Annotated in this window: 15 protein-coding genes and 1 pseudogene; 4 read left to right on the forward strand and 12 right to left on the reverse strand. The window is 72.6% G+C overall.

All coding sequences use genetic code 11. The features are described 5' to 3' along the window. The 9 genes from ACODT5_RS09705 to ubiG all read right to left on the reverse strand — a co-directional run bounded on the left by ACODT5_RS09705 (position 1) and on the right by ubiG (position 8,379). Positions 1-1,104, reverse strand: a complete 1,104-nt coding sequence (locus tag ACODT5_RS09705; protein WP_422518772.1) for a polyprenyl synthetase family protein — start codon at positions 1,102-1,104, stop codon at positions 1-3. Continuing rightward, the gene (locus ACODT5_RS09710; RefSeq protein ID WP_422518773.1) at positions 1,086-1,220 is read right to left on the reverse strand and encodes a hypothetical protein; all 135 of its coding nucleotides are present in this window, start codon (positions 1,218-1,220) and stop codon (positions 1,086-1,088) included. The genes ACODT5_RS09705 and ACODT5_RS09710 overlap by 19 nt, the downstream gene beginning before the upstream one ends. After that, a complete protein-coding gene (locus ACODT5_RS09715; protein ID WP_422518774.1) occupies positions 1,217-3,157 on the reverse strand; it encodes an anthranilate synthase family protein in 1,941 nt (646 codons plus the stop codon). The genes ACODT5_RS09710 and ACODT5_RS09715 overlap by 4 nt, the downstream gene beginning before the upstream one ends. Further along, complete coding sequence (locus ACODT5_RS09720) at positions 3,154-3,840, reverse strand: isochorismatase family protein (protein ID WP_422518775.1); 687 nt, start codon at positions 3,838-3,840, stop codon at positions 3,154-3,156. The genes ACODT5_RS09715 and ACODT5_RS09720 overlap by 4 nt, the downstream gene beginning before the upstream one ends. A gap of 111 nt (positions 3,841-3,951) precedes the next feature. Then, on the reverse strand, positions 3,952-4,734 hold the full coding sequence (locus tag ACODT5_RS09725) for a 2,3-dihydro-2,3-dihydroxybenzoate dehydrogenase (protein WP_422518776.1): 783 nt from the start codon (positions 4,732-4,734) through the stop codon (positions 3,952-3,954). Continuing rightward, positions 4,731-5,201, reverse strand: coding sequence for a DUF2834 domain-containing protein (locus ACODT5_RS09730; RefSeq protein WP_422518777.1), 471 nt, complete (start codon positions 5,199-5,201; stop codon positions 4,731-4,733). The genes ACODT5_RS09725 and ACODT5_RS09730 overlap by 4 nt, the downstream gene beginning before the upstream one ends. 48 nt (positions 5,202-5,249) lie before the next feature. Further along, positions 5,250-6,734 carry a flavin-containing monooxygenase gene (locus ACODT5_RS09735; protein WP_422518778.1) on the reverse strand — a complete coding sequence of 495 codons (1,485 nt, stop codon included), beginning with the start codon at positions 6,732-6,734 and terminating at the stop codon, positions 5,250-5,252. A gap of 17 nt (positions 6,735-6,751) precedes the next feature. Further along, the gene (locus ACODT5_RS09740; RefSeq protein WP_422518779.1) at positions 6,752-7,645 is read right to left on the reverse strand and encodes a 1,4-dihydroxy-2-naphthoate polyprenyltransferase; all 894 of its coding nucleotides are present in this window, start codon (positions 7,643-7,645) and stop codon (positions 6,752-6,754) included. Then, the gene (gene ubiG, locus ACODT5_RS09745) at positions 7,642-8,379 is read right to left on the reverse strand and encodes a bifunctional 2-polyprenyl-6-hydroxyphenol methylase/3-demethylubiquinol 3-O-methyltransferase UbiG (RefSeq protein WP_422518780.1); all 738 of its coding nucleotides are present in this window, start codon (positions 8,377-8,379) and stop codon (positions 7,642-7,644) included. The genes ACODT5_RS09740 and ubiG overlap by 4 nt, the downstream gene beginning before the upstream one ends. Before the next feature lie 255 nt (positions 8,380-8,634). On the opposite strand from ubiG, the gene ACODT5_RS09750 reads away from it, so the two are divergent. Continuing rightward, positions 8,635-9,900, forward strand: a complete 1,266-nt coding sequence (locus ACODT5_RS09750) for an FAD-binding protein (RefSeq protein ID WP_422518781.1) — start codon at positions 8,635-8,637, stop codon at positions 9,898-9,900. Between the two features lie 86 nt (positions 9,901-9,986). Here ACODT5_RS09750 and metG read toward each other — a convergent pair whose 3' ends face one another. Both metG and ACODT5_RS09760 read right to left on the reverse strand, forming a co-directional pair. Then, complete coding sequence (gene metG / locus ACODT5_RS09755; RefSeq protein WP_422518782.1) at positions 9,987-11,702, reverse strand: methionine--tRNA ligase; 1,716 nt, start codon at positions 11,700-11,702, stop codon at positions 9,987-9,989. A gap of 286 nt (positions 11,703-11,988) precedes the next feature. After that, entirely contained in the window at positions 11,989-14,232 is a 2,244-nt protein-coding gene (locus ACODT5_RS09760) for a hypothetical protein (protein WP_422518783.1), read from the reverse strand. Positions 14,233-14,556: 324 nt separating this feature from the next. Between ACODT5_RS09760 and ACODT5_RS09765 the strand changes: the two genes are divergently transcribed. Both ACODT5_RS09765 and ACODT5_RS09770 read left to right on the forward strand, forming a co-directional pair. Continuing rightward, a complete protein-coding gene (locus tag ACODT5_RS09765) occupies positions 14,557-15,084 on the forward strand; it encodes a sigma-70 family RNA polymerase sigma factor (protein ID WP_422518784.1) in 528 nt (175 codons plus the stop codon). A gap of 845 nt (positions 15,085-15,929) precedes the next feature. After that, positions 15,930-16,646: pseudogene (locus ACODT5_RS09770) on the forward strand (IclR family transcriptional regulator domain-containing protein); the annotation flags it as partial. Positions 16,647-17,154: 508 nt separating this feature from the next. Here the strand turns inward: ACODT5_RS09770 and ACODT5_RS09775 are convergent. Further along, on the reverse strand, positions 17,155-18,873 hold the full coding sequence (locus ACODT5_RS09775) for a serine/threonine-protein kinase (protein WP_422518785.1): 1,719 nt from the start codon (positions 18,871-18,873) through the stop codon (positions 17,155-17,157). Positions 18,874-18,996: 123 nt separating this feature from the next. Here ACODT5_RS09775 and ACODT5_RS09780 point away from each other — a divergent pair, with 123 nt between their 5' ends. Beyond that, positions 18,997-22,104: an NACHT domain-containing protein gene (locus ACODT5_RS09780; protein WP_422518786.1), complete on the forward strand. Its 3,108-nt coding sequence runs from the start codon at positions 18,997-18,999 to the stop codon at positions 22,102-22,104. Positions 22,105-22,157: the final 53 nt, after the last annotated feature.

The following is a 22,157-nucleotide window of genomic DNA, read 5'->3' on the forward strand; positions in this document are numbered from 1 at the left end:
TCAGTGCCGCCGGACGACGACGAAGTCGGCCAGGGCGGTGAGCTGTTCGCGGACCTCTTCGGGCAGGAACACCGTGTCGAGGGCTTCGAGGGCCGTGTCGTACTGCCGCCTCGCCTCGTCGACGGTCCAGTAGCGGCCTCCGGCCTCCTCGATCAGGGCGGCCCGGAGCGCGAACTCCCCCTCGTCGAAGAGCTCGTCCGGCGCGTGACCGGCGGCTCCGGCGGCCGCCATGGCCGCTGCGTCGGCGGCGAGCAGTTCGGCGAGGTGCTCCGCGGCCGGCCCGCCGGCCTGGAGCGCAGCGCACACCGGCAGCGACTTCTTGCGCTGCTTGAGGTCGCTCCACGCCTGCTTTCCGGTCTGCTCCGGCGTGCCCCAGATGCCGAGCAGGTCGTCGACAGCCTGGAAGGCGAGGCCGAGGTGGTATCCGTAGCGCTCCAGGGCGTCGGCGGTCGCGTCGTCGGCGCCGCCCAGTACGGCGCCTATGGAGACGGCGCAGGCGAGCAGCGCCCCGGTCTTGTTGCCCTCCATCTCCAGGCATTCGGCGACCGTCACCCGGTCGCGCTGCTCGAAGGCCATGTCCTGGGCCTGGCCGTCGATCAGCTTGCGGGTCGCGGTGTTCAGCCGGCGGGTGGCGCGGGTCGACTCGTCGGTGCCCAGGTCCAGCAGCACCTCACTGGCGAGCGCCAGCAGCGCGTCGCCGACCAGGATGGCCTGTGCCGGGCCGTGCACCTTCCAGACCGTGTCGCGGTGGCGGCGCTGCTCGTCGCCGTCCATGAAGTCGTCGTGCAGCAGCGAGAAGTTGTGCACGAGCTCGACGGCGACCGCCCCGGTCACCCCCGCCTCGGGCGGGGCGCCCGCGGCTTCCGCGGAGATCAGCGCGAGGGCGGATCGGAGGGCTTTGCCGCCGTCGCCGTCCGAGGGGTTGCCCGCGGCGTCGATCCAGCCGAAGTGGTAGGCGGCGATGGTGTTCATGGGCGGTGCCAGGCGTTCCACGGCCTCGCGCAGCGCGGGCGTGGACAGGGTGCGCCCCCGCTCCAGCAGGCCGGGTACATCGAGGCGGATCCTCGGCTTCACATCCAGACGGTTCACGCTGTCTCCTCCCATAGGGGCCGGGCGCCGTGCGGCCGGGCCATTTGCTCGTACAGGTCGTTCTCGTCCGGTGACCGCGGCATCGCGTTGCCCGCGCGGGCGGCCTCGCCGGTGGTCCCGTTCGCGTTCACGGCCGCAGCAGCCCGCCGAGCAGCGAGCCGAGGATCCGCCGGCCCTCCTGGGTCAGGACGGACTCCGCGTGGAACTGCACGGAGGCGAAGCGTCGGCCCTCCAGGGCGTGCACCTCTCCGGTGTCCCGGTCCCGGCTCACGCTCACCCGGCCGTACTCGGGATGGTCGAGGACGTCGGTCTCGGCCCGGGCGGCGAACGTGTTGTAGAAGCCCACCCGTTCGCGCCCGCCCAGCAGGTCGATCTCGCGCTGCACGCCCTGGTTGGGTGCCTCGCGGCGGACCAGGCCGAGCCCGAGGAACCCGCTCAGTACCTGGTGGCTCAGGCACACCCCCAGGAAGGGCCGCTCCCCCGCGAGCAGCCTGGACACCTCGGCCCTGAGGTGCGCGATCTTCGGGTGCGCGAGGTTGCCGGGGTCGCCCGGTCCGGGGCCCAGGACCACCAGGTCGTGTGCCGCGGTGTCGTACGGCTCGTCGAACCGCCGTACGGTGACCTCCGCGCCGAGGGAGTCGATCAGCTGGGCGAGCATCGCCGTGAAGGTGTCCTCGGCGTCGACGACGAGGACCCGGCGCCCCGCCAGCTCGGCGGCGGCCCCGTTGCGGCCGCCCGGGTCGTCCAGCCAGAACCCGGCGACGCTCTCGTTGCGCAGGGCCAGCGCGGCGCGAACCTCGGGATGGCCGGCGAAGCGGTTGGCGGCGGGGCCCGTCAGGGCCGCGAGCAGCCCGGCCGCCTTGGCCCGGGTCTCGCGCGCCTCGGCTTCGGGGTCGGAGTGGCGTACCAGCGTGGCTCCGACGCCGAGGCGCAGCCGGCCGTCCACGGCGATGTCGGCCGTGCGGATCAGGATGGCGGAGTCGAGGCTCGGGGCGCCCGAGCCGTCCCTCCCAATGAGGGCGGCGACACCGCTGTAGTAGCCGCGTCCGGTGGTCTCGTGACGGCTGATCACCCGGGCGGCGTTCTCCAGCGGTGCGCCGGTCACCGTCGGGGCGAACAGGGTTTCCCGGAGGATGTCGCGGACGTCCAGGTCGGTCTTGCCCTCGATGAGGTACTCGGTGTGTGCGAGCCGGGTCATCTCCTTGAGGTAGGGGCCGATGAGCCGCCCGCCGGACCGGCAGAGGCGGGACATCATCTTCAGCTCCTCGTCGACGACCATGTACAGCTCGTCGGCTTCCTTCCGGTCCGTCAGGAAGGCCAGGACGCCGTCGAGGGTGGGGCCGCCCGGGGGGTAGCAGTAGGTGCCGCTGATGGGGTTCATCACCGCGGTGCCGCCCCGGACGCTGATGTGGCGTTCGGGGGTGGCGCCGATGAGCATCCGGTCGCCGGTGTGGACGAGGAAGGTCCAGTAGGCCCCCGCCTCCCGTTCGAGGAGGCGGCGGAAGAAGGACAGGGCGCCGACGACCGAGCAGTCCGGAAGCCAGGCCGTGAACGTCCGCTTGATCACGAAGTTCGCGCCTTCGCCGCTGCCGATCTCGTCGGCGACCACCCGGCGCACGAGGTCCGCGTACGCCTCGTCCGAGAGGTCGAACTCCTCGGCTTCGACCTTGACCGGATCGTCGGGCAGCCGGCGCAGGGCAGCGGCGAGCGGGAGGTTCTGCCGGTCCGTGACGGTCAGTGCGATCAGCGGCTCGCCGTCGTCGAGGGCGGCGTACCCGCGCTCGGTGATCTGCCGGTACGGCACCAGGGCGAGCAGCTCGCCCCCGCCGGCCGGGGCCGCGGGGTCCGTGGCGGTACCGGTGGGGTCCGTGGGCTCCGTGAGCGGGAGGTCGGCCAGCGTGGCGCAGGTGGCCGTATGGCCCAGCAGTACTTCCAGGGTGCCCGGAGTCGTGGATTCCGGGCGGTACAGCAGGGCGAAGGGCCCCACGGAGCCGTCCAGGACCCGGGCGAGGAGGTCCGGGGCCACGGCGGCGCCCGTACCGGCCGCGGTCCGGCCGGTCCCGGTCACGGGCGCTCCCCTGCCGGTACGGCGGCCAGCGCCTCTGTCGGTACGGCGGCCAGGGCCTCGCACAGGGAGGCCGTGGTGACGACGGCGGCGGCCCGCTCGGCCGCGTACGTCAGGGCGATCCGGTGGTAGGAGGCGGAGAAGTCCGCGACGGCGTCGCCCACCAGGAAGGGCTGGATGTCGCGCGTGAACGCGTCCACGACCGTCATCAGGACCCCCACGTGCGCGTAGACCCCGCAGATGACGAGCTGGTCGCGGCCTTCGGACCGCATCCGTTCCTGGAGGCCGGAGTTGAAGAAGGCGCTGTAGCGCCACTTGGTGAACATCCAGTCGTCCGGGGCCGGTTCGAGTCCCGCGACCAGTCGGCGGTGCTCCGGCGCGGTGCGCATTCCCGGGCCCCAGAAGTCCGCGAGCAGGCCCCGCTCCTCGGTTGTCATCCCGCCGGGCTGCGCCGTGTAGGCGACGGGGATGCCGAGTTCGGCGCAGCGTTCGCGCAGCAGGATCACGTTGCTCACGAGGGGGTCCCGGGGCGAGGTTCCCTGGGCGAACGGCCGCAGGAAGTACTCCTGCATGTCGTGGACGAGCAGCACGGCACGCCGCGGGTCCACCTGCCAGCCGACCACCGAGGGAGGGAAGTCACCGGGCAGGGGCATCGGGTAGGGATCGATGGAAGGCAGTCCTGCCATGCGCTGGCCGGTCCTTTCGGGATGCGGTCGGTGGACGGAGCGGCCCCGGACGGGGGCCGCGCCGGCGGTGGAGCGGGAGCGGGTAGGAGGAGGGCGGGCTCGCCGAGGGGGCTACACCCCGAGGGTCGCGCCGCCGTCGACGGTGAGGCCCTGCAGCGTGATGTGCCCGGCCTCGTCGGACAGCAGGAAGAGGACGGCGTGGGCGACGTCCTCCGGCCTCGCCACCTTTCCCAGCGGTATGCCGGTCCGGTAGGCGTCCGGGTCCCCCTTGACCGAGGCGGCGACCGCGCTCCCGTCGGGGTGCATGCCGTGCAGCATCAGGGTGTCCGTGGAGCCGGGGGCGACCACGTTGCAGCGGACGCCGTAGCGGGCGGCTTCCAGGCCCATGCTCTTGGTGAAGGCGATCGCCGCCGCCTTGGACGCGGCGTAGGCGGCCATGTGCGAGCGGGCGGTGCTCGCGGCGTTCGACGCGACCGTGACGATCGAGCCCCTGCGGCGCGCCATCATGCGGCTGACCACCGCGCGGGACGCGAAGAAGACCCCGTTCGCGTTGACCGCGAAGGTGAGGTACCAGTCCTGGTCGCTCAGGTCCGCGACCTCTCCGAGGCGGAGCACGCCGGCGGCGTTCACCAGGTAGTCGATGGGGCCCAGTTGCTGCTCCACCGCTTCGATCACGGCTTCGACGTCGGCGCTGTTGGTCACGTCCGCCGGGTGGCCCTGGACGGACAGGCCTTCGGCGGCGAGCTTCTCGACCGTTTCCCACAGCTGCACGGTGTCCAGGTCCACGGCGGCGACCACCCTGCCCTGCTCGGCGAGCAGGCGGACCACGGCCGACCCGATGCCGCCGGCCGCGCCGGTCACCACGGCCACCTTGCGGGCCGTCCCGTCGTTCATTGCGTGGCCGTCGTCGCCGTGGGACGCAGGACGGATACGTCGGCGAACTCTTCGGCCGCGAAGGACCGTTCGGCGTTCCCGCGCTCCCCCTCCACCTCGCGCAGGGCCGCGATCTTCAGCTGGCGCACGAGCATGAAGAGGCCGTAGGTCACGATCAGGGCGATCGCCGGGGCCCCGACGATGTACGCCCACACGTGCCGGATGCCGAACCGCCGGCCCTCCACGATCATGTACGCGCCGACGGCCGCCCAGACGAGGACCAGGTCCATGTAGACGAACTGGGACGCCAGATTGGTCGTCGAGTCGCGGAGGAAGTTCTCCACGACCCCCATCGCGCCGGCGTCGGCGTTCTGCACGACGAAGGTGACGGCCATCGTCCCCATGACGCACAGACCGATCAGGGCGGACGCCCCGTACAGGAAGCACAGCGCGCGGTCCTTTCCGCGCACCTCACTCAAACGCGTCACAACTGCCTCCCAGGCATGGGTGTCTCCTGCGGCCGGGCGGCCGCCGGGTCATCGTTCGTAGCTGTAGTCGTCCAGGTCGAAGTGCCGGGCCCGCCAGGCCGCTTCGTAGGTGGAGGCGGGGCGGACGGCCGGCGCGTCCCCGTGCTCGTCGAGGTAGTAGCTGTTCGTTCCCTGGCAACTCGGGTCCAGGAAGACGGTGTTGCGCATGCGGCGCAGGTTCCTGCGGAAGGAGCCGTCGTGCTTCTCCGGGCGGACGGCCGCTTCCGTGGCACGGCGGCGCCGGGCTTCGCCGATCACCCGCAGGGCGTGGGTCACCTGGTAGTCGATCATTCCGAACCAGGACCCGCCGGTGAAGGAATAGGGGCCGACGATGAACCACAGGTTCGGGTAGCCCTTGATCGACGTGCCCTCGTACGTCTGGAACCGCTCGGTCTTCCAGAACTCCTTGAGGTCCCGGCCTCCTTGGCCGCGCATCGGGAACGGGGGCAGGTTGTCGAGGACGTGGAATCCGGTGGCCAGGATCAGCACGTCGACGTCCTGTTCCTCGCCGTCCGTGGTGCGGATGCCGGACGGGGTGACCTCCTCGATGGGCTCGGTGACGAGCTCGACGTTCTCGCGGGTGAAGGCGCGCCAGTAGCCCTTGCTCAGCGACGGCCGCTTGCAGCCCACCCGGTAGGAGGGCGTCAGCTTTTCCATCAGGGTGCGGTCGCCCTTGACCTGGCGCCGCAGGTAGAGCTTCGAAGCCGCTTCCCCGGCCTTCGCCAGGAAGGGGAAGCGCCGGTAGTGGACCATGGCGATCACGAAGCTGACCTCGGTCACGACGTCCGTGAGCAGCCGGATCGTGCGCTGCGTCGCGGGAACCTTGCGGAAGAGCCGGCGGAGGGGCTCCGGCACCGCGAAGTCCGGCTTCGGGAGCAGCCAGATGGGGGTCCGCTGGTAGACGTGGAGCCGCTCCGTGCGGTCGGCGATCTCCGGGACGATCTGCACCGCCGAGGCCCCGGTGCCGATGACCCCCACCCGTTTGCCGTCCAGGTCCAGGGACCGGTCCCACTGTGCCGTGTGCACGAGGTCGCCCTTGAAGGTGTCGAGACCGGCGATGGCGGGCGTCTTGGGCTTGGTGAGCCACCCGGTGGCGCAGATGACGAAGCGCGCCGTCAGCGAGGTGCCGTCGCCGAGGACCACCTTCCACATGTGCGCCGATTCGCTGTAGGAGGCGCGCTCGACCCTGGAGTTGAAGCGCAGGTGGGGCCGCAGGGCGTACGCGTCGACGCAGTGGTCGGCGTACGCCTTCAGTTCCTCTCCCGGCGGGAAGACCCGGGACCAGGACGCGAAGGGTTCGGCGGCGAAGGAGTAGGAGAAGGCGGAGATGTCCACGGCGACGCCGGGGTACTTGTTGGCGTACCAGCTGCCGCCCACGTCGTCCCGCTCCTCCAGGACGACGAAGTCGTCGATGCCCGCCCGGCGCAGGCCGAGCGCGGCTCCGATGCCCGAGAACCCCGCGCCGATGACGAGGACTTCGTGGTCGGGTCTCATCGATTCCCTCATGGAGGTCACAGGGCCAGCCCGATCGCCTGCAGGGCCCCGAACGCCAGCAGCAGCAGGCAGGTGTCCTCCAGCGCCGGAATCAGGTCGCGGCCGCCCGCTCCGCCCAGCACCCGGCGCACGGGCCGGACGGCGACCGGGACCGCGGCCAGGACGAGGAACGCCCCGGGCCGGGCGGAGGCGAGGAGTAGGGCGAACACGAAGGCCGCGGCGACGCAGAGGACGTAGAGCTGCCGGGTCGGTCCGGCACCCATCCGCACCGCGAGGGTGATCTTCCCCGCGGCCGCGTCGGTCGGGATGTCGCGGAGGTTGTTCGTGGTCAGCAGCGCACAGGCGAGGAAGCCGAGGGGTACGGACGCGGCGAGGGCGATCGGGGGCACGTGGCCGAGCTGGATGGCGGCGGGGGCGCACACGAAGACCACGCCGTGGTAGAGGAAGATGCTGATCTCGCCGAACCCGCGGTAGCCGTAGGGCCGCGCGCCGCCGGTGTAGAACCAGCCGCCGAGGGCGAGGGCCACGGTCAGCGCGAGCACCCACCAGGAGACCAGCACGGCCAGGACCAGCCCGGCGAGGGCCCCGACGGCGTACAGGACCAGTCCGTGCCGGAAGACCTGCCGGGGCGTGGCCTGTCCCGAGCCCACCAGCCGGGCCGGGCCCGCCCGGTGGTCGTCGACGCCCCGGATCCCATCGCTGTAGTCGTTGAAGAAGTTGGTTCCCAGGACGAAGCCCAGGACGAGCACGGCCGTCAGGGCGGCGTGCCACCAGTCGACCGTGCCGGCCTCGTGGGCGATGGCGAGGCCCACCGCGAGCGGGGCGAAGGTGACGGGCAGGGTCTTGAGCCGTGCGCCGGCCACCCAGCTCCGCACGGCGACGTACTGCACCGGCTGCTGCTGAAGGGTCATGTCTTCGACCCCACGCCCAGGTACAGCACGGCCGTGGACTTCGTGCGCACCATGCTCACCTCGTCGATCCGGCCGGCCGCGAAGCGGGCCATCTCGCGCATCCGCGGGCGCAGGCCGAGCAGTTCGAGCTCGACTCCGTTCTCCCGCGCCGCCCGGGTCAGGCGGTCGCGGTTGACGAAGAGCCGGTGGTCGTGGGTGCCGCGGGGCGGCCGGCCGGGGAGGGGGAGGTTCTCGGCGAGGGTGATGGAGACCAGCCGGGCCACCCGCGTGTCCGCGATGGTGTCGACGATCAGCGTGCCTCCGGGTCGCAGGACCCGGCACGCTTCGGCCACCACCGCGTACGGATCCGGTACGTGCTCCAGGCACTGCCCCGCGGTGACCACGTCGAACGACTCGTCGTCGAAGGGCAGTTCGGCCACGTCGGCCCGGACGACCTCGTCGAACCCGTGGCGCAGCGCCTCGCGGAGCGACATCTCCGACAGGTCGACGCCGACCGTGCGGTAGCCCTTGGCCGCCGCGTGCGGGCCGAACAGCCCCCCGCCACAGGCGATGTCGAGCAGGGCGGCCTGATCGTTCCGGGCGGCGGGGACGAATTCGGCGCGAGCCTTCGCGATCCAGCTCAGCGGCGCGAGGGCGCCCCTGGGATCCCACCACTCATCGGCGAGCCCGTCGTAATCCGAGATGAAGTCCTGCCGGATTTCCGACCTGTCCTTTTCTCCACTGCGTGTAAGCAAAGCAGTTACCTCCGCCCATCAGTCGCACTGCGGTCAACCTTTCCAGGAGCGTGACAGGAGTCGATAGAGCGCGCATGGAGCATCCCTATAGCCCGGGTCTTGCGGCCCCTTTACGACCGGTTCGCGGCCTTCCGGTGCGGGCCCGCTGTCGTGTTAGTCTCCCCTGGCTTCTCCAACTCCAGCAGCCTGCCGGTCAATTGGCAGGAGCCGCCCCTGCGGCGTAACCCGGATTGAATCCGGGAAAGGTGGTGCACGATGAGCACATTCAGCACCGATTTCGGGCGGTCCCTCTCCATCACGCCCGAAAAGGTGGTGCGAGAAGGCGCGGACGGAGAGATCGGCGACCTCATGGCCGCGGCGGCCGCATCCGGCAAGGACACGGCGGTACGGGGCGCCGGCCGCTCGTGCAACACCCAGACGCTCGCGTCCGGGACCGTGCTGGACAATTTCCGCGAGGACGCGGAACCTCGGTTCACGGGTGAAGAACACCGTGTGGAAGTTCCGAGCGGAATGACCTGGCACGCGCTGGAGAAATGGTTGAACGGGCACGGACGCGCCAACCCGGTCCTGCCCAGCTATCTGAATCTCACGGTGGGCGGGACGCTGTCCATCGGCGGTTTCGGGCACGGTTCCCTGCGGTCGGGCCTTCAGATCGACCAAGTGGAAGAGATCGATCTCGTCGACGGAACGGGACGCTCACGCACGTGCTCCCGAACGGAGAATTCCGAGCTGTTCCGGTTCGCCCTGGGCGGCCTGGGCCAGGTCGGTTTCATCCGGACCGCCGTGCTCCGCACCGTGCCGTACCGGGCGGTCACACCCGTCTCCCGGATTCCGCACACGGGAATATCGGATCTCGCGGAATTCATGAAGGGCGTCGCCGGCGACCCCGCGGTTTCCGGCTATTTCGGCATGTACGACCGGGCCTCCTGGTTCTCGCAGGTCTCCTTCGCGGCGGAGGCCGCGGAAGTCGCGGAGTCCCGCGAACCGGGCACCGTGCTGCCCGCACCCGACTACTCCCTGCTGCTGCACCAGGAGGTCGACCAGCACCTCCTGCCCGTCCTCCAGGACGAATCCCGCGTGAACCTCTGGGCCGACTACGTCTTCGACGAGGCGGGCTTCGAGGGGATCACGAAGACGCTGGAGGAACTGACCCGCGAGTCCCCGTTCGCGGACAACCTGATCAGTCTGTACTTCCTGGTCATCAAGCGTCCCGAAGCGGCGACGCCGTTCGTCTTCGCACCGGCCCTGGGCACCCCGGTCCAGTACGGGATCGGCGTGTTCACCACCATCGAGAAGTCCGACTCCCACGCGGTGGCCGAGACCGGGAGGGTGCTGCGCGAGCTGCTGGCGGCCTGCGCACAGGCGAAGGGCCGCCCGTACCTGTACGGCTCCCACGAGCTGGACGCGGAGCTGCTGGAGGGGTTCTACGGTGCGGACGCGCTGCGGCGGCTGGAATCGCTGCGCGAGGAGCACGCCCTGACCCGCTTCAACACGCGGGCCTTCGGTGGCGTGCGCCCGTGAGGAAAGCGCGCAGGGGCGCGACCCCGAAGAGTCGCGCCCCTGCGTGAGTTGCCGCTTGGAAGGCCGGTCGGACCAGGCCGGTCGGGCTAGGCCTCCGGGTTGCCGCCGAAGCGCTCGCGGTACGACTCCAGGTCCTCTTCGGTGACCCTCGGGAAGAGCACCGCCGGAACCGTGAACGGGGTGCCCGCCGGCACCGCGTCGAGGGACGCGGCCTGCTCCGGGGTGACCCAGGTGGCCGTGTCGTCGGCGAGGTCGAACGCGGAGCGCATGGCGCGCGCCGAGGCCGGGATGAACGGCTCGGAGACCACCGAGTAGAGGTGGATGAGGTTCATCGCCGTGCGCAGGGTGAGCGCCGCGCCGTCCAGGTCGGTCTTGACCTCCGTCCAGGGGGCCTTCTCGTCGAGGTAGGCGTTTCCGGCCGACCACAGGGCGCGCAGCGCGGCCGCGGCCTTGCGGTACTGGAGGGCGTCCATGTGGCCCTCGTACTCGGCCAGCAGTTCGGCGATCTGCACGCCCAGCTTGGCCTCGACCTCGCCGGCGGGGCTGCCGGCGGGGACCTCGTCGCCGAACTTCTTGCGGGAGAAGGTCAGTACGCGGTTGACGAAGTTGCCCAGCGTGCCGCCGAGGTCCTTGTTCACCGTGGCGGCGAAGTGCTCCCATGTGAAGGAGGAGTCGTCGGACTCGGGCGCGTTGGCGATGAGGAAGTAGCGCCAGAAGTCGGCCGGGAGGATCTCCAGCGCCTGGTCGGTGAAGACGCCGCGCTTCTGCGAGGTGGAGAACTTTCCGCCGTAGTACGTCAGCCAGTTGAAGGCCTTGACGTAGTCGACCATCTTCCACGGCTCGCGGACCCCGAGCTCGGTGGCGGGGAACATCACCGTGTGGAACGGGACGTTGTCCTTCGCCATGAACTGGGTGTAGCGGACGTCCTCGGCCTCGTACCACCAGGACTTGTAGTCGCGGTTCGCCGGGTCGGCGTCCGCCCACTCCTTGGTGGAGGCGATGTACTCGATCGGGGCGTCGAACCAGACGTAGAACACCTTGCCGTCCGCGGCCAGTTCGGGCCACGTGTCGGCGGGGACCGGGACGCCCCAGTCGAGGTCGCGGGTGATGGCGCGGTCGTGCAGGCCCTCGGTCAGCCACTTGCGGGCGATGGAGGACGCGAGCTGCGGCCACTCCTCCTCGTGCTCCGCGACCCAGGCCTCGACCTCGACCTGCAGCTTGGACTGGAGGAGGAAGAGGTGCTTGGTCTCGCGGACCTCGAGCTCGGTGGAGCCGGAGATGGCCGAGCGGGGCTCGATCAGGTCCGTGGGGTCCAGGACGCGGGTGCAGTTCTCGCACTGGTCGCCGCGGGCCTTGTCGTAGCCGCAGTGCGGGCAGGTGCCCTCCACGTAGCGGTCCGGCAGGAAGCGGCCGTCGACCGGCGAGTAGACCTGCCGGATCGCGCGCTCCTCGATGAAGCCGTTCTTCTCGAGCTGGCGCGCGAAGTGCTGGGTGATCTCGCGGTTCTGCTCCGAGGAGCTGCGGCCGAAGTAGTCGAAGGACAGCTCGAAGCCGTCGTAGACCGCCTTCTGGGCGTCGTGGGCCTGCGCGCAGAACTCGGCGACCGAGAGGCCGGCCGCCTTCGCGGCGAGCTCGGCGGGGGTGCCGTGCTCGTCGGTGGCGCAGATGTAGAGGACGTCGTGGCCGCGCTGGCGGAGGTACCGGGAGTACACATCCGCCGGAAGCATCGACCCGACCATGTTGCCCAGGTGCTTGATCCCGTTGATGTAGGGAAGCGCGCTGGTGATCAGGTGTCGAGCCATCCTCGGATGCTCCATTTCGTATATGCCGGTACGACGTGACGTGCGGTTCATCGTATCGAACCGCCGAAACGCCACGCCCCGCATTTCTTCGGGGTGGACTGGGGGTACAGCGCAGAACTGAGGGGTGCAAAGCAAAAGCGAGGACTGTGACCACTGCGTCACGGCCCTCGCGCTGCGGCCATGGTACAGCGGGCCGGGCAGCCCCCGAACCGCCGTCCACCCCGGCGGGGCACCGCCCGCGGGGACCTCGGACGGAGCCGCGCGGGACGGCGCCGGCGGTGCGCCGTCAGTCGCGGCCGCCGCGGGCGCCGTCGATCGCGGTGATCCGGCCGCCGCTCGCGAGCCTGCCCGTCAGGGTGGCGGCGGGGACCTGCGGCCCGGCGACGGGGACGGTCAGGGTCCGGCCGGCGGCCTCCGCGCGGACGGCGCCGGCCGCCGTGATGCCCGTGACCTCCCGGCTGCCCGCCGCCAGCAGGTACCAGCGGCCGGCCGGCGACCTCCACCGGGTGCCCGCGAGCAGGTGCTGCCCGAACCGTCCGCACGCGGCGGTCCCGCGGGACCGCGCCACGTCCTGCGGGGGTCCGGCGGGCAGGCGCAGCTGGACCAGGACGTCGCCCGGACCGGCCCAGCCGGAGGCCCGGGTGCAGGTCCAGACGGCCCGGCCCGCGCCGTCGGGGAGTTCGGAGCCGGCGAAGTCCCAGACGTTGACGGCCCGTACCCCGCCGGACCGGTGCTCCCGCAGCCGGCAGGCGACCGGCGCCCACGCCGCCCGCGCGGCCGGACCGGTGGCCTCGCGCGGCTGGCGTGCGGCCACCGCCGCGGGACCGTCGGGCAGCGGCGTGTAGGTCAGGTGTACTGGGGTCAGCGCGCCCAGGTCGGCGAGGACGAAGGCGTGCTTCTCCACGATGCGGGCGGAGGAGGTCAGCTCCAGCACGGGCCACGCCCCGCAGGCTCTGCCGTCGGCCCCACCGGCGCCGTCCGCACCGTCGGCGCCGTCCATGCGCGGCACCGGGGTCTCCTCGGTGACCCCGTCGGCGGAGACGGCCAGCGGCCTGGCCTCCTCCCCCGTCCGGAGCAGGTCGCGGGCGGCGGCCCGGGCGATCCACGGCGCGAGCAGGTACCTGGCCCGGCCCCCGTCCGCGGCCCTCTTGCCGGTCCCGGTCCCGGTCCCGGGGGAGCGGCTCAGGGTCAGCGCGGCGGCGGTGGTCACGTTCGCCTCGTCGGTACGGGCGAACGCGAGCTCCCGCCCGCGCGGCCCGTCGGCAGCCTCTCCGTAGCGCACCACCCGGTCCCCGTCGAGCAGCAGCACCACGGCCCGCCCGGCGACGTCGCCCGCGTACAGGAGCTGCGGCGCGCGCAGCGGTGCGTCGGTGGCCGTCCCCGGCGCGGCCGTCACCGCCACCTCCCGGGGCCGGGCGGCCCAGGCCGCCAGCGCGCGGGCGAGCAGGCCCCGGTCGGCGGTACGGGCGCCACGCGCGGGCCAGGCGGTGAAGTCGACGCGGGCGGTGTCCGCCCAGGCCTCGGCGGGAACGCGGACCAGCCGGGCGGGGTCCAGCGCCCCGGCGACGGCCGGTCCGGCGAGCGGCGAGGCTTCGGGGCGGGGCGGGGACCCGTCGGCCGCGAGGATCCCGGCGGCCAGGGCCAGCGCGGCCGCGGCGGTCCAGCCGGCCCGGGTCCGGCGGCGCCGGCGCAGCAGGTCGGTGGGGCGGGCGCTGACCACGGCGGCATCGGACCCGACGCCGTCCGGCCCCCGCAGGAGCGTTTCCCCAGCGGTGTTCCCGCCCGCTTCGCCACCGGCGTTCCCGCCGGGATGCCCGGCAGCACCGTGGAAGCCGCCACGGCCCGTCGCCCCCGTCACGGGCCCGGCCCACGCTCCGCTGCCCGGCGGCGGAGCGCCTCCGCGCACCGTTCCCGCCTCCGTCGCGGACCGCGCCTCCCGCGCCCACGGCCCGGCGCCCGGGCCCGTTTCCGAGCGCCCGGGGGCGCCGCCCGCCCACTCCCCCCAAGCGGCCAGCGCCTCCCGCACGGCGTCCGCCGGGTCAGGCACCCCGGCCTGCCCGAGCAGCCGGGCCACCGCCTCCTCGGGCAGGCCGTCCATGCCGTGCAGGACGAACGCGGCCCGGACCGGCCCCGGAGCCGCGCCCAGCGCCCGGGCGGGCTCGTCGATCCCGCCCGCCGGGGGCCACAGCCGCAGCCCCCAGACGAAGGGCGGCACCGGTGGCCACCCGAGCCCGGCCGCGGCGAGACGCGCCCGGCCGGACGGAGCGAGGCTCGCGCGCAGGACCCGTACGCGCACCTCGGTCAGGGGGCCGCCCGGCCCGTCGGGCCCGGCCGGAGCCTGGGTACTGCCTCGCCCGCCGCGCGGGAGTGCTCGCTGGACCGCCTTGTGCGCGAGGAGTACCCGCGTATGGCGGCCCAGGGTGACCGGGAGCGTCACGTAGGCGAGCCGTACCAGTTGGGGGTAGTGCTCGACGAGGACGGCCTCGGCCTGCTCCACGGCGGTGGAGCCGAATCGCTGTGTTGTACCCACCCTCCGACAAACGAGTGAATCTTGGGATGGTCACACGCCGTGCTCTTCGACGGAGAACGAACGGAGAACGAAACGGACGCACGGGAGAACGGCATATGCGTTTGCGCTGGTTGGGCGGGTGGGCGATCGGCATCGATCATCGCGCGATCATCACCGAACGTAATTCTTCCAGCTTTCGTCTCTGCGCCCTCCGAGTGCGCCCGCGCTGATTTCCTTGCCCCGCACACGGGATGGGGTGGAGCGGTGAGCGATGGCAGCGGTCTTCCGGAGGAGTCCGGTGGCGGGGCCGTGGGTCTGCCGAGCCGACGACGGCGGCCGGCGCCCATGAGCCAGTGGGATTCGACGGCGCGCCTGTCGTACTGGGCCTTCCACGCCGACCGGCGCCCGGCCTACATGCGGTTCGCGTACCTGCAACTGGGCTCGGACGCGGCCGCCGAGGAAGCCGTCGACGCCGCCTTCGACTCGATCATGGCCGACTGGCTGCGGATGCTGCACATGGACCGGCTCGACGCCTACGCGTGGACCGTCCTCAAACAGCGGCTGATCGACCGCCAGTTCCTCCGCAGTACCTGCCCTGAGCCGATGGACACCAGTGCCTTCGAGGCGGCGCTCAAGGAGGCCCACGGGGAAGCCGACCAGTACGAGGTGCTCACCGACACCATCCGCTTCTACTCCGCCGTCTCCCGGCTCGCCGAACGGCAGCGCGACGCCGTGCTGCTGCGGTACGGGCTCCAGTGCACCCCCGGCGAAGCCGCCGCGATCATGGGTGTGGACGAGGCCACGGTCTGCTCGCAGCTCGGCCAGGCCCAGCGGCGCCTCGCCCGGCTGCTCGACACGTCGGCCGAGTCATGAGCCGCAACACGAGCCGCGGAACCCGCCGCGAGGACGGCGGACTCCCCCGCTCCCTGGAGCAGTTCCTGGCCCGGGCCAGCGTGCGCGACCGCTATCCGCACTACGACCTGGGCGCGGCGGAGGCCCGGCTGCTGCGGGGCGCCGACACCGCGGCCCCGGGGGCGGCGGCATCCGCGCCGCCGACCCCCCGGCGCGGCGGAACCCATGCCCGGCGCCGCACGCTGGGCTGGAGCGACCCCCTGCGCGATCTGCCGCTGGACGCCGACCGGGCCGGACGCGACCTCAAGGCGGCCTGCCTGGCCTCCGTGTGCGCCACCGGGGCCCGGGAGCGGCTCGAGGCCTTCGAGAGCGGCGGCCACGCCGACCTGCCCGGAGCCGTGGTCTTCGGCTGTCTCCTGCACCTGGCGGGGCTGCACGAAGGGGCCCGGTTCTGGTGGCAGTTCGCCGCCGGGTCCGGGCGCAGCCGGACCGCGCACGCCGCGTACTGCCTCTTCCTCGACCACTCGCGGCGCGGCGAGCACCACGACGCCCGGGTCTGGGCCCGGGAGCTGGGCCGGCGCCGCTTCCGGCCGAACGGGCGCCGGGAGCTACGCGAGGTACGGCTGTGCGCGCAGGCGGCCGTCCTGCGCTACATCGACCAGCTCGACGACCCCGACCTGGGCCCGGTGCCGCTGCCCAGGCCGGGCGTGTCCCGGGCGCTGGACGCGTTCCGGCCGCCCGCGGCCGCTCCGCAGCCCCCTCCCCTCCCCCCGCGGCCGGCGCGGCTGGGTGTGGGTCCGCTGCGCCACCCCGCGCTGACGGCGGCGGCCCGCGGGACCGTCGTCCAGCCCGGCGGGGGCGAGGCCCTGGCGGCGGCACGGCGCGCCCTGGCCGTCGTACGGGTCCTGCAGCGGCGGCCGCTCGGCGTACGGTCCGGGCGGCTCGGGCGGGAGGCCGGTCTGGCCGAGGCGGAGCTCGGGCCGCTGCTGTCGATGCTCTGCGAGGAGGGGTACGCGTACCGGTCCGGCGTCGGGGTCTACGCCCCCGGGCCGGCCCTCGACCGGCTCGCGGCCCCGGGCGGCCGGGGCCTGGCGGCCCAGTTGCAGCGCACGCTGGCGCTGGCGCGGGACAGCGCGGGCGCGGCCGTGTACCTGAGCCGGTACGCGGAGGGGGAGGTCCGGATCACCCAGATGGCGGACGGGCCCGGCGCCCCGCCGGTGCGGGAGTGGGTGGATTTCCGGGACGCGGCGCACGCCAGCGCGGTGGGCAAGTGCCTGCTGAGCCAGCTCGACCACGACGGCCGCGCCGACCACGTGGCCCGGCACCGGCCCGCCCGGCTCACCGAGCGCACCATCACCGACAGCCGGGCCCTGTTCAGCGCGCTCGACGCGGTGGCCCCGGGGGCTCCCGTCTTCGACCTGCGCGAGTACGCCCCCGGTGTGGTGTGCGCGGCGGTGCCGCTCGCGCTCGGCGCCGCCGGCAGCCTCGCGCTGTCGCTGCCCGGCGGGCACGCGCACCGGCTGGGCCGGGCCACCGAGGCGCTCCGCCTCAAGGCGGTTCCGGTGCTTCTGGCCCTGCTCCTGGCGGGGGCGATCCCGCCGGACGGCACGGGCGGTGCGGACGGCACGGACAGCGCTGACGGCATGGGCGGCGCCGGGTGCGCTGCCGGCACTGGCGGCACTGGCGGCACGAGCAACTCGGACGGTACGGACGCCTTCGACGCCGCGTTCGCGGCCGGCGGCCCGGGCGGCGCCGGCCGGGCCGACGACGGGGCGGCCGGCCCGGTTCCCTCGCGGGGCCCGGGGGATCCGGAGGCGCTGCCGATGCCGGTACCGGTCACGGCGGAGACCCTGCGCCAGCTGCGCAGCCTCTTCCGGACCCCGCTGACGCGGGCCACGGCCGGGGCGGACGGGCCCCATCTGGTCAGCGACAGCGCCTCCGAGGCTGCGTACCTCTTCGACGCCCCCGAGGGCGGCGGAGCCCCGGGTCTGGCACTCCCGCGCACCTTCGCCCCGCTGGTGCCCGGGAGTCTGCGGACGACCGACGGGCTCGACGGCCTGGTGGTGCTGCGGACCTGAACGGGGCAGGTGCTCAGGGGGCGACGGAGCCCGGCGCGCCGGGCACGAAGGTGGCCACGGCGGTGTCGAAGTGCCGCTTGGCCTCGGCGAGTTCACCCACCGGCGCGGAGACCCAGATGTCGTACATCCGGCCGTTCTGGTCCCAGCAGAGGTCGTAGGTGTGCCGGGCCCCCTCGGCCGGGGTGAAACCGTCCCAGGTGAACTCCCAGAGTGCCGCCGGGAGTTCGTGGTGGGTCGTGGCGACGACCGTGCCGGCGCGGTAGCCGGGGTTGGTGTCCGAGCCGTCGCCGTGGGCCTTGCGCATCACGCCGAGCGGACCGCCGGGCACGGGCATCTTCACCCGGATCCCGATGCGGAAGGACCCGTCCGGGGAGACGTAGAAGACCCGTTGGTCGTCGGTGGCCCGCTGGTACCCCTCGGGCACGGCGATGGCGAAGCCCTGCGGGTCGGCGACGGCCCGGTACCCGGAGGGCGGCCCGCTCGGGGCCACGCCCACCGCACTCGGGGTGGAGCCGGCCCCGTTCGGGATCGAGGGCGGGGTCGCGGTAGCGGTCACGGTCGCGGTCGCGGAGCCCTCGGGGACGGTCACCGCACTCCGCGACCCGTTCCCCGAATCCTCCCCACCGAGCAGCGAACGCAGCGGGTCGACGCCCACCACGACCCCGGCCGCCACCAACACGGCGGAGGCGGCCACGACCAGCCCGAGGCGCAGGCCCGGCCGGACGGCGACGCGCTGCCGGGCAGTCGGGCGCGGAGCCACGGCGGGGGCCGTCAGCCCCTCGGAGGCGGAGGCGGAGACGGAGGCGGGCAGCGAAGTCGGCGCCCGGTCGGCCGGCACGGGGTCTGCCGGCACGGGGTCTGCCGGTACACGGTCTGCCGGTACGGGGCTGCCGCCGTCGGGCACGGGGCTGCCCCCGGCCAGGTAAGCCGACAGCAGCCGGGCCGCCTCTGCGGCCGCCATCCTCCGCTCCGGGTCGCGTTCCAGCAGTCCCAGGATGACCGGCAGCAGCGGCCCGGCCTGGGCGGGCGGACGGATCTCCGCGGAGACGACGGCGTGCAGGACGCCGCCCAGTGAATCGCGGCGGAAGGGTGATTCCCCGGTCAGCGCGGTGCACATGAGCGTGCCGAGCGACCACAGGTCGGCGGCCGGTCCGGCCTCGGCTCCCCGCATCCGCTCGGGAGCGGTGTACTCGGGCGAGCCGACGAAGGCGCCCGTCTGGCTGATGGTGGTGGTCCCGGAGATCCGGGCGATGCCGAAGTCGGTGAGCACGACCCGGCCGGTCCCCGACTCCATCAGGACATTGGCCGGCTTCACGTCCCGGTGGAGCACGCCCCGGCCGTGCGCCGCGGTCAGGGCGCCGAGCAGGGCGAGCGCGGTCCTGGCCGTCTCGACCGGGGTGAGGGTCTTCCCGGCGGAGATCAGGTCGGCGAGCGAACCGCCGTCGACCAGTTCCATGACGATGCAGGGACGCCCCTGGTGTTCGACGACGTCGTGGACCACGACGATGTGGGGGTGGCGCACGTGTGCCACCGCCCGCGCCTCGCGCAGCGCACCCGCGGCCACGCCGTCCCCGTCGCCCTCACCGGCGTGCAGTTCCTTGACGGCGACCGGACGTCCGAGCAGTTCGTCGGTGGCCCGCCAGACGGTACCCATCCCGCCCCGGCCCAGCCGGTCTTCCAGGCGGTACCGCCCGGCCACCACGACACTGCCGCGCACCTCGTCCTGTGCCACCGCGCTCCCCCTCACCCGATCCCCGGGCCATGATGCCGTAGCCCGCTCTCCCGGCGGCCCGAGCCCAGCGCACTCTAGAATCGCGTCGGGCGGCACCGGCACAGCTCTACGGGGGGGGATAACGTGGAACCCACAGCCATCGGGCTCAAGTTGGCGACGGCAGTGATCGGCCCGCTCATCAGGAAGTTCTTCGTCACCGACGCCCCCGGGGCGGGGCTGGTCGACAAACCGGTCCGGCTCTCCGGGTACGTCTCCTTCAAGGGCGAGAAGCGCACCCTCACCGAGTCCGACGTACGCACCCTGGCAGCCACCCTCGTCCAGCAGGCCCTGAGCACGGGCGAACGCCGGATCCCGGCGGACGAACGCGAAGCCGTCACCGACGCCCTCGCCACCACCCTGCACGCCCTCGGCGACCTCACGATCACGGACGTCGACGCCGTCCGCCTCGGCCCGGACGCCTTCGCCCGCGAACTGCGCCGCGCGGCGGACCGCCCGGAGCGCCACCTCTCCGCCGACGCCACGCACTTCTACGAGGCCCTGCTCGCCGTCGCCTCCCTCCACATCCTGGAGTTCTTCACCCAGCGCAAGACCTTCGCGGCGCACGCGCTGGTCAGCCAGACCCGGGCGGTCGATGAACTCACATCAAAGACCGATGAGTTGATCCGACGCACTCCACTCCCCGAGGCGGCGGACGTCGCATTCGAAGCGACGTATCTGCCGTACGTGGCCAAGAAGCACTCCAAACTCACCATCTACGGCATCGACCTCAGCAATTCACCGACGCGCTGGCCGCTGGACGTGGCCTACCTGAGCCTGGAAGCGGAGCCTCTGGGCCGCACGGAGATCTCCTGGGACGCTCACGAGACCGCGGAGGACTTCCTCCTCGCGCTACGGCGGACCCAGCAACCTCAGCCCGCGGATCAAGCCTTGGCCCGCGTCCCCCGTGTCCTCCTGCGGGGCGAGGCCGGTTCCGGCAAGACCACGCTCGTCCAGTGGCTGGCGGTGACCGCCGCCCAGCAGGAGCGCCCGGACCGGCCGGAATACCTCCGCGACCGGATCCCCTTCGTACTCCCGCTCCGCACGCTCACCCGCCACGGCGAACGGCTACCCGCCCCCAAGGACTTCCTCGCCGCGATCGGCTGCCCGCTCGCCGGCTCCCAGCCGGCCGGATGGGAACACCGGGTGCTTTCCGCCGGGCGCGGGCTGATCCTCGTGGACGGCATCGACGAGATCCCGGAGCCCGAGCGGGAGCGGACCCGCCGCTGGCTGCGGGACCTCATCGACACGTACGACGGCGACAACCGCTGGCTGGTCACTTCCCGCCCGTCGGCCGTGGGTCAGGACTGGCTCACGGAAGAAGGGTTCGGCGAACTGGCCCTGTCCTCCATGGGGCGAGCCGACACGGCCACCTTCATCAAGCGCTGGCACGCGGCCGCCCGCGACGGGGCCGAGTCCGCAGCCGAACTCGATGCGTACGAGGCCCAGCTCCTCACCGCCGTCCGCACGAAGGCCGACCTCGGCAGGCTGGCCACCAACCCCCTGATGTGCGGCCTGATCTGCGCGCTCCAACGCGATCGACGTGGCTACCTCCCGCACGGCCGTAAGGACTTGTACGAGGCAGCCCTCTCGATGCTGATCAGCCGCCGCGACCGCGAGCGGGACATGAACGTCCCAGACCTCCGGGAAGAGCCGCAGCTCGAACTCCTCCAACGGCTCGCGTACTGGCTGATCAAGAACGGCCGTACGGAGATGGACCGTTCGCAGGCCGAGGACATCATCGGCCGGGCCCTCCCCGCCGTCCCTGAGGCGGCGGCGCTGGGTGATCCGTCAGCCGTCTTCGACCACTTCCTCCAGCGCAGCGGCCTGCTCCGCGAACCGACCCCGGGGACGGTGGACTTCATCCACCGCACCTTCCAGGACTTCCTGGGCGCGCGGGCGGCGGTGGAGGAGGGCGACTTCGGCCTGCTCGACGGCCACGCCGCCGACGACCAGTGGGAGGACGTCATCCGCATGGCGGTAGCCCTGGCCCGGCCCCGCGAGCGGGTGACCCTCTTCGAGGGCCTGCTGAGCCTCGGCGACCGCACCGAAGACCGCCGCGTGTACCTCCTCGCCGCCGCATGCCTGGAGCACGCCACGACGCTGGAGCCGGAGGTCCGCGAGGCGGTGGAGGAACGCACCACCAGGCTGATCACGCCGCGCGACGAGTTCAATGCCCGCGCGTTGGGCACTTTGGGTCCACTGATCCTGGACCTCCTGCCCGGCCCCGATGGCCTGGACGAATCGGCCTGCTACTACACCGTCATCGCTGCTTCCAGGGTCTTGTCCGATGCGGCCATACCCTTCCTGGCCGGCTATTCCGGGCACCCCTCCCTCAGAGTGCGCAGCCAGCTCATGTGGGCCTGGTCGCGGTTCGACAGCGCCGTGTACGCGGATGAGGTCATCGCACACCTCGACCCGGACGATCTCGACTACAGCATCACCTCCGACGCACAGCTGCTCCATCTGGAGCGCCTGAACCTCCGCGCGGAGTCGCTGGACGTCAGGAGCGCCGTGTCCGTGGAGGCGCTCACGTCGTACCTTTCCCGAAACAAGATCACGAAGCTCCGGCTGACGAGTCACCCGCTGAGGGATCTGGAATTCCTGCGGGCCCAGTCGGAGCTCACATCGTTCTCGGCTCTCGGCTGCCCCGCGCTCACGGACCTTTCCCCTCTCGGCGAGCTTCCGATCAGCCGCCTGGCCATCGAGGGCTCGACCACCATGGACCTGAGCCCGCTGAACCGGCAGTCGACGCTGACCCACCTGTGGCTCTACGGCGGCGTTTCGAAGGGACTCTCCCGCTTCGCCGCCCTGACGTCCCTCACCCAGCTGTCCGACCGGATCTCCGCCGAGGACTGGCAGGAGATGGCAGAGCTGCCCGCGCTCCGGACCCTGTCGCTGGAGGCCGTCTCCGTGGAGGCCCTTCCCCCTGACGTCGTCCTGGCACAGGTCACCGCCCTCACCCTCCTCGACGACGACGGCGTATCCGCGGCGCAGCTGGTGCTCGACCGGCTGCCGCACGCCTTCCCCGGCCTCGTCTCCGGTGTGTACTCGGGGGCGCTCACGCCCGGCCTGGACGTCTCCACACTGGCGGACATCGTCACCCTGGAGGCTTTCGAGATCGATCTGCCTACCAGCATGCTCGAGGGCATCGCCTCACTGCCCTCCCGCGTCACGGTCTCCCAAGGGCACTGACCAGACCTTCGGTCAGTCCCGGCCCGCTCCGGCACCCACCCTCCGGGTAAGGT

The organism is Streptomyces tatrensis (genome assembly GCF_049310065.1).
In the GTDB taxonomy this organism is placed as follows: Bacteria; Actinomycetota; Actinomycetes; order Streptomycetales; family Streptomycetaceae; genus Streptomyces.

Coding starts and splice junctions, on each gene's coding strand:
- ACODT5_RS09705 (WP_422518772.1), bottom strand. CDS start 1,104: ATGGGAGGAGACAGCGTGAACCGTCTGGATGTGAAGCCGAGGATCCGC.
- ACODT5_RS09720 (WP_422518775.1), bottom strand. CDS start 3,840: ATGGCAGGACTGCCTTCCATCGATCCCTACCCGATGCCCCTGCCCGGT.
- ACODT5_RS09725 (WP_422518776.1), bottom strand. CDS start 4,734: ATGAACGACGGGACGGCCCGCAAGGTGGCCGTGGTGACCGGCGCGGCC.
- ACODT5_RS09735 (WP_422518778.1), bottom strand. CDS start 6,734: ATGAGACCCGACCACGAAGTCCTCGTCATCGGCGCGGGGTTCTCGGGC.
- ACODT5_RS09740 (WP_422518779.1), bottom strand. CDS start 7,645: ATGACCCTTCAGCAGCAGCCGGTGCAGTACGTCGCCGTGCGGAGCTGG.
- ACODT5_RS09750 (WP_422518781.1), top strand. CDS start 8,635: ATGAGCACATTCAGCACCGATTTCGGGCGGTCCCTCTCCATCACGCCC.
- metG (WP_422518782.1), bottom strand. CDS start 11,702: ATGGCTCGACACCTGATCACCAGCGCGCTTCCCTACATCAACGGGATC.
- ACODT5_RS09765 (WP_422518784.1), top strand. CDS start 14,557: ATGAGCCAGTGGGATTCGACGGCGCGCCTGTCGTACTGGGCCTTCCAC.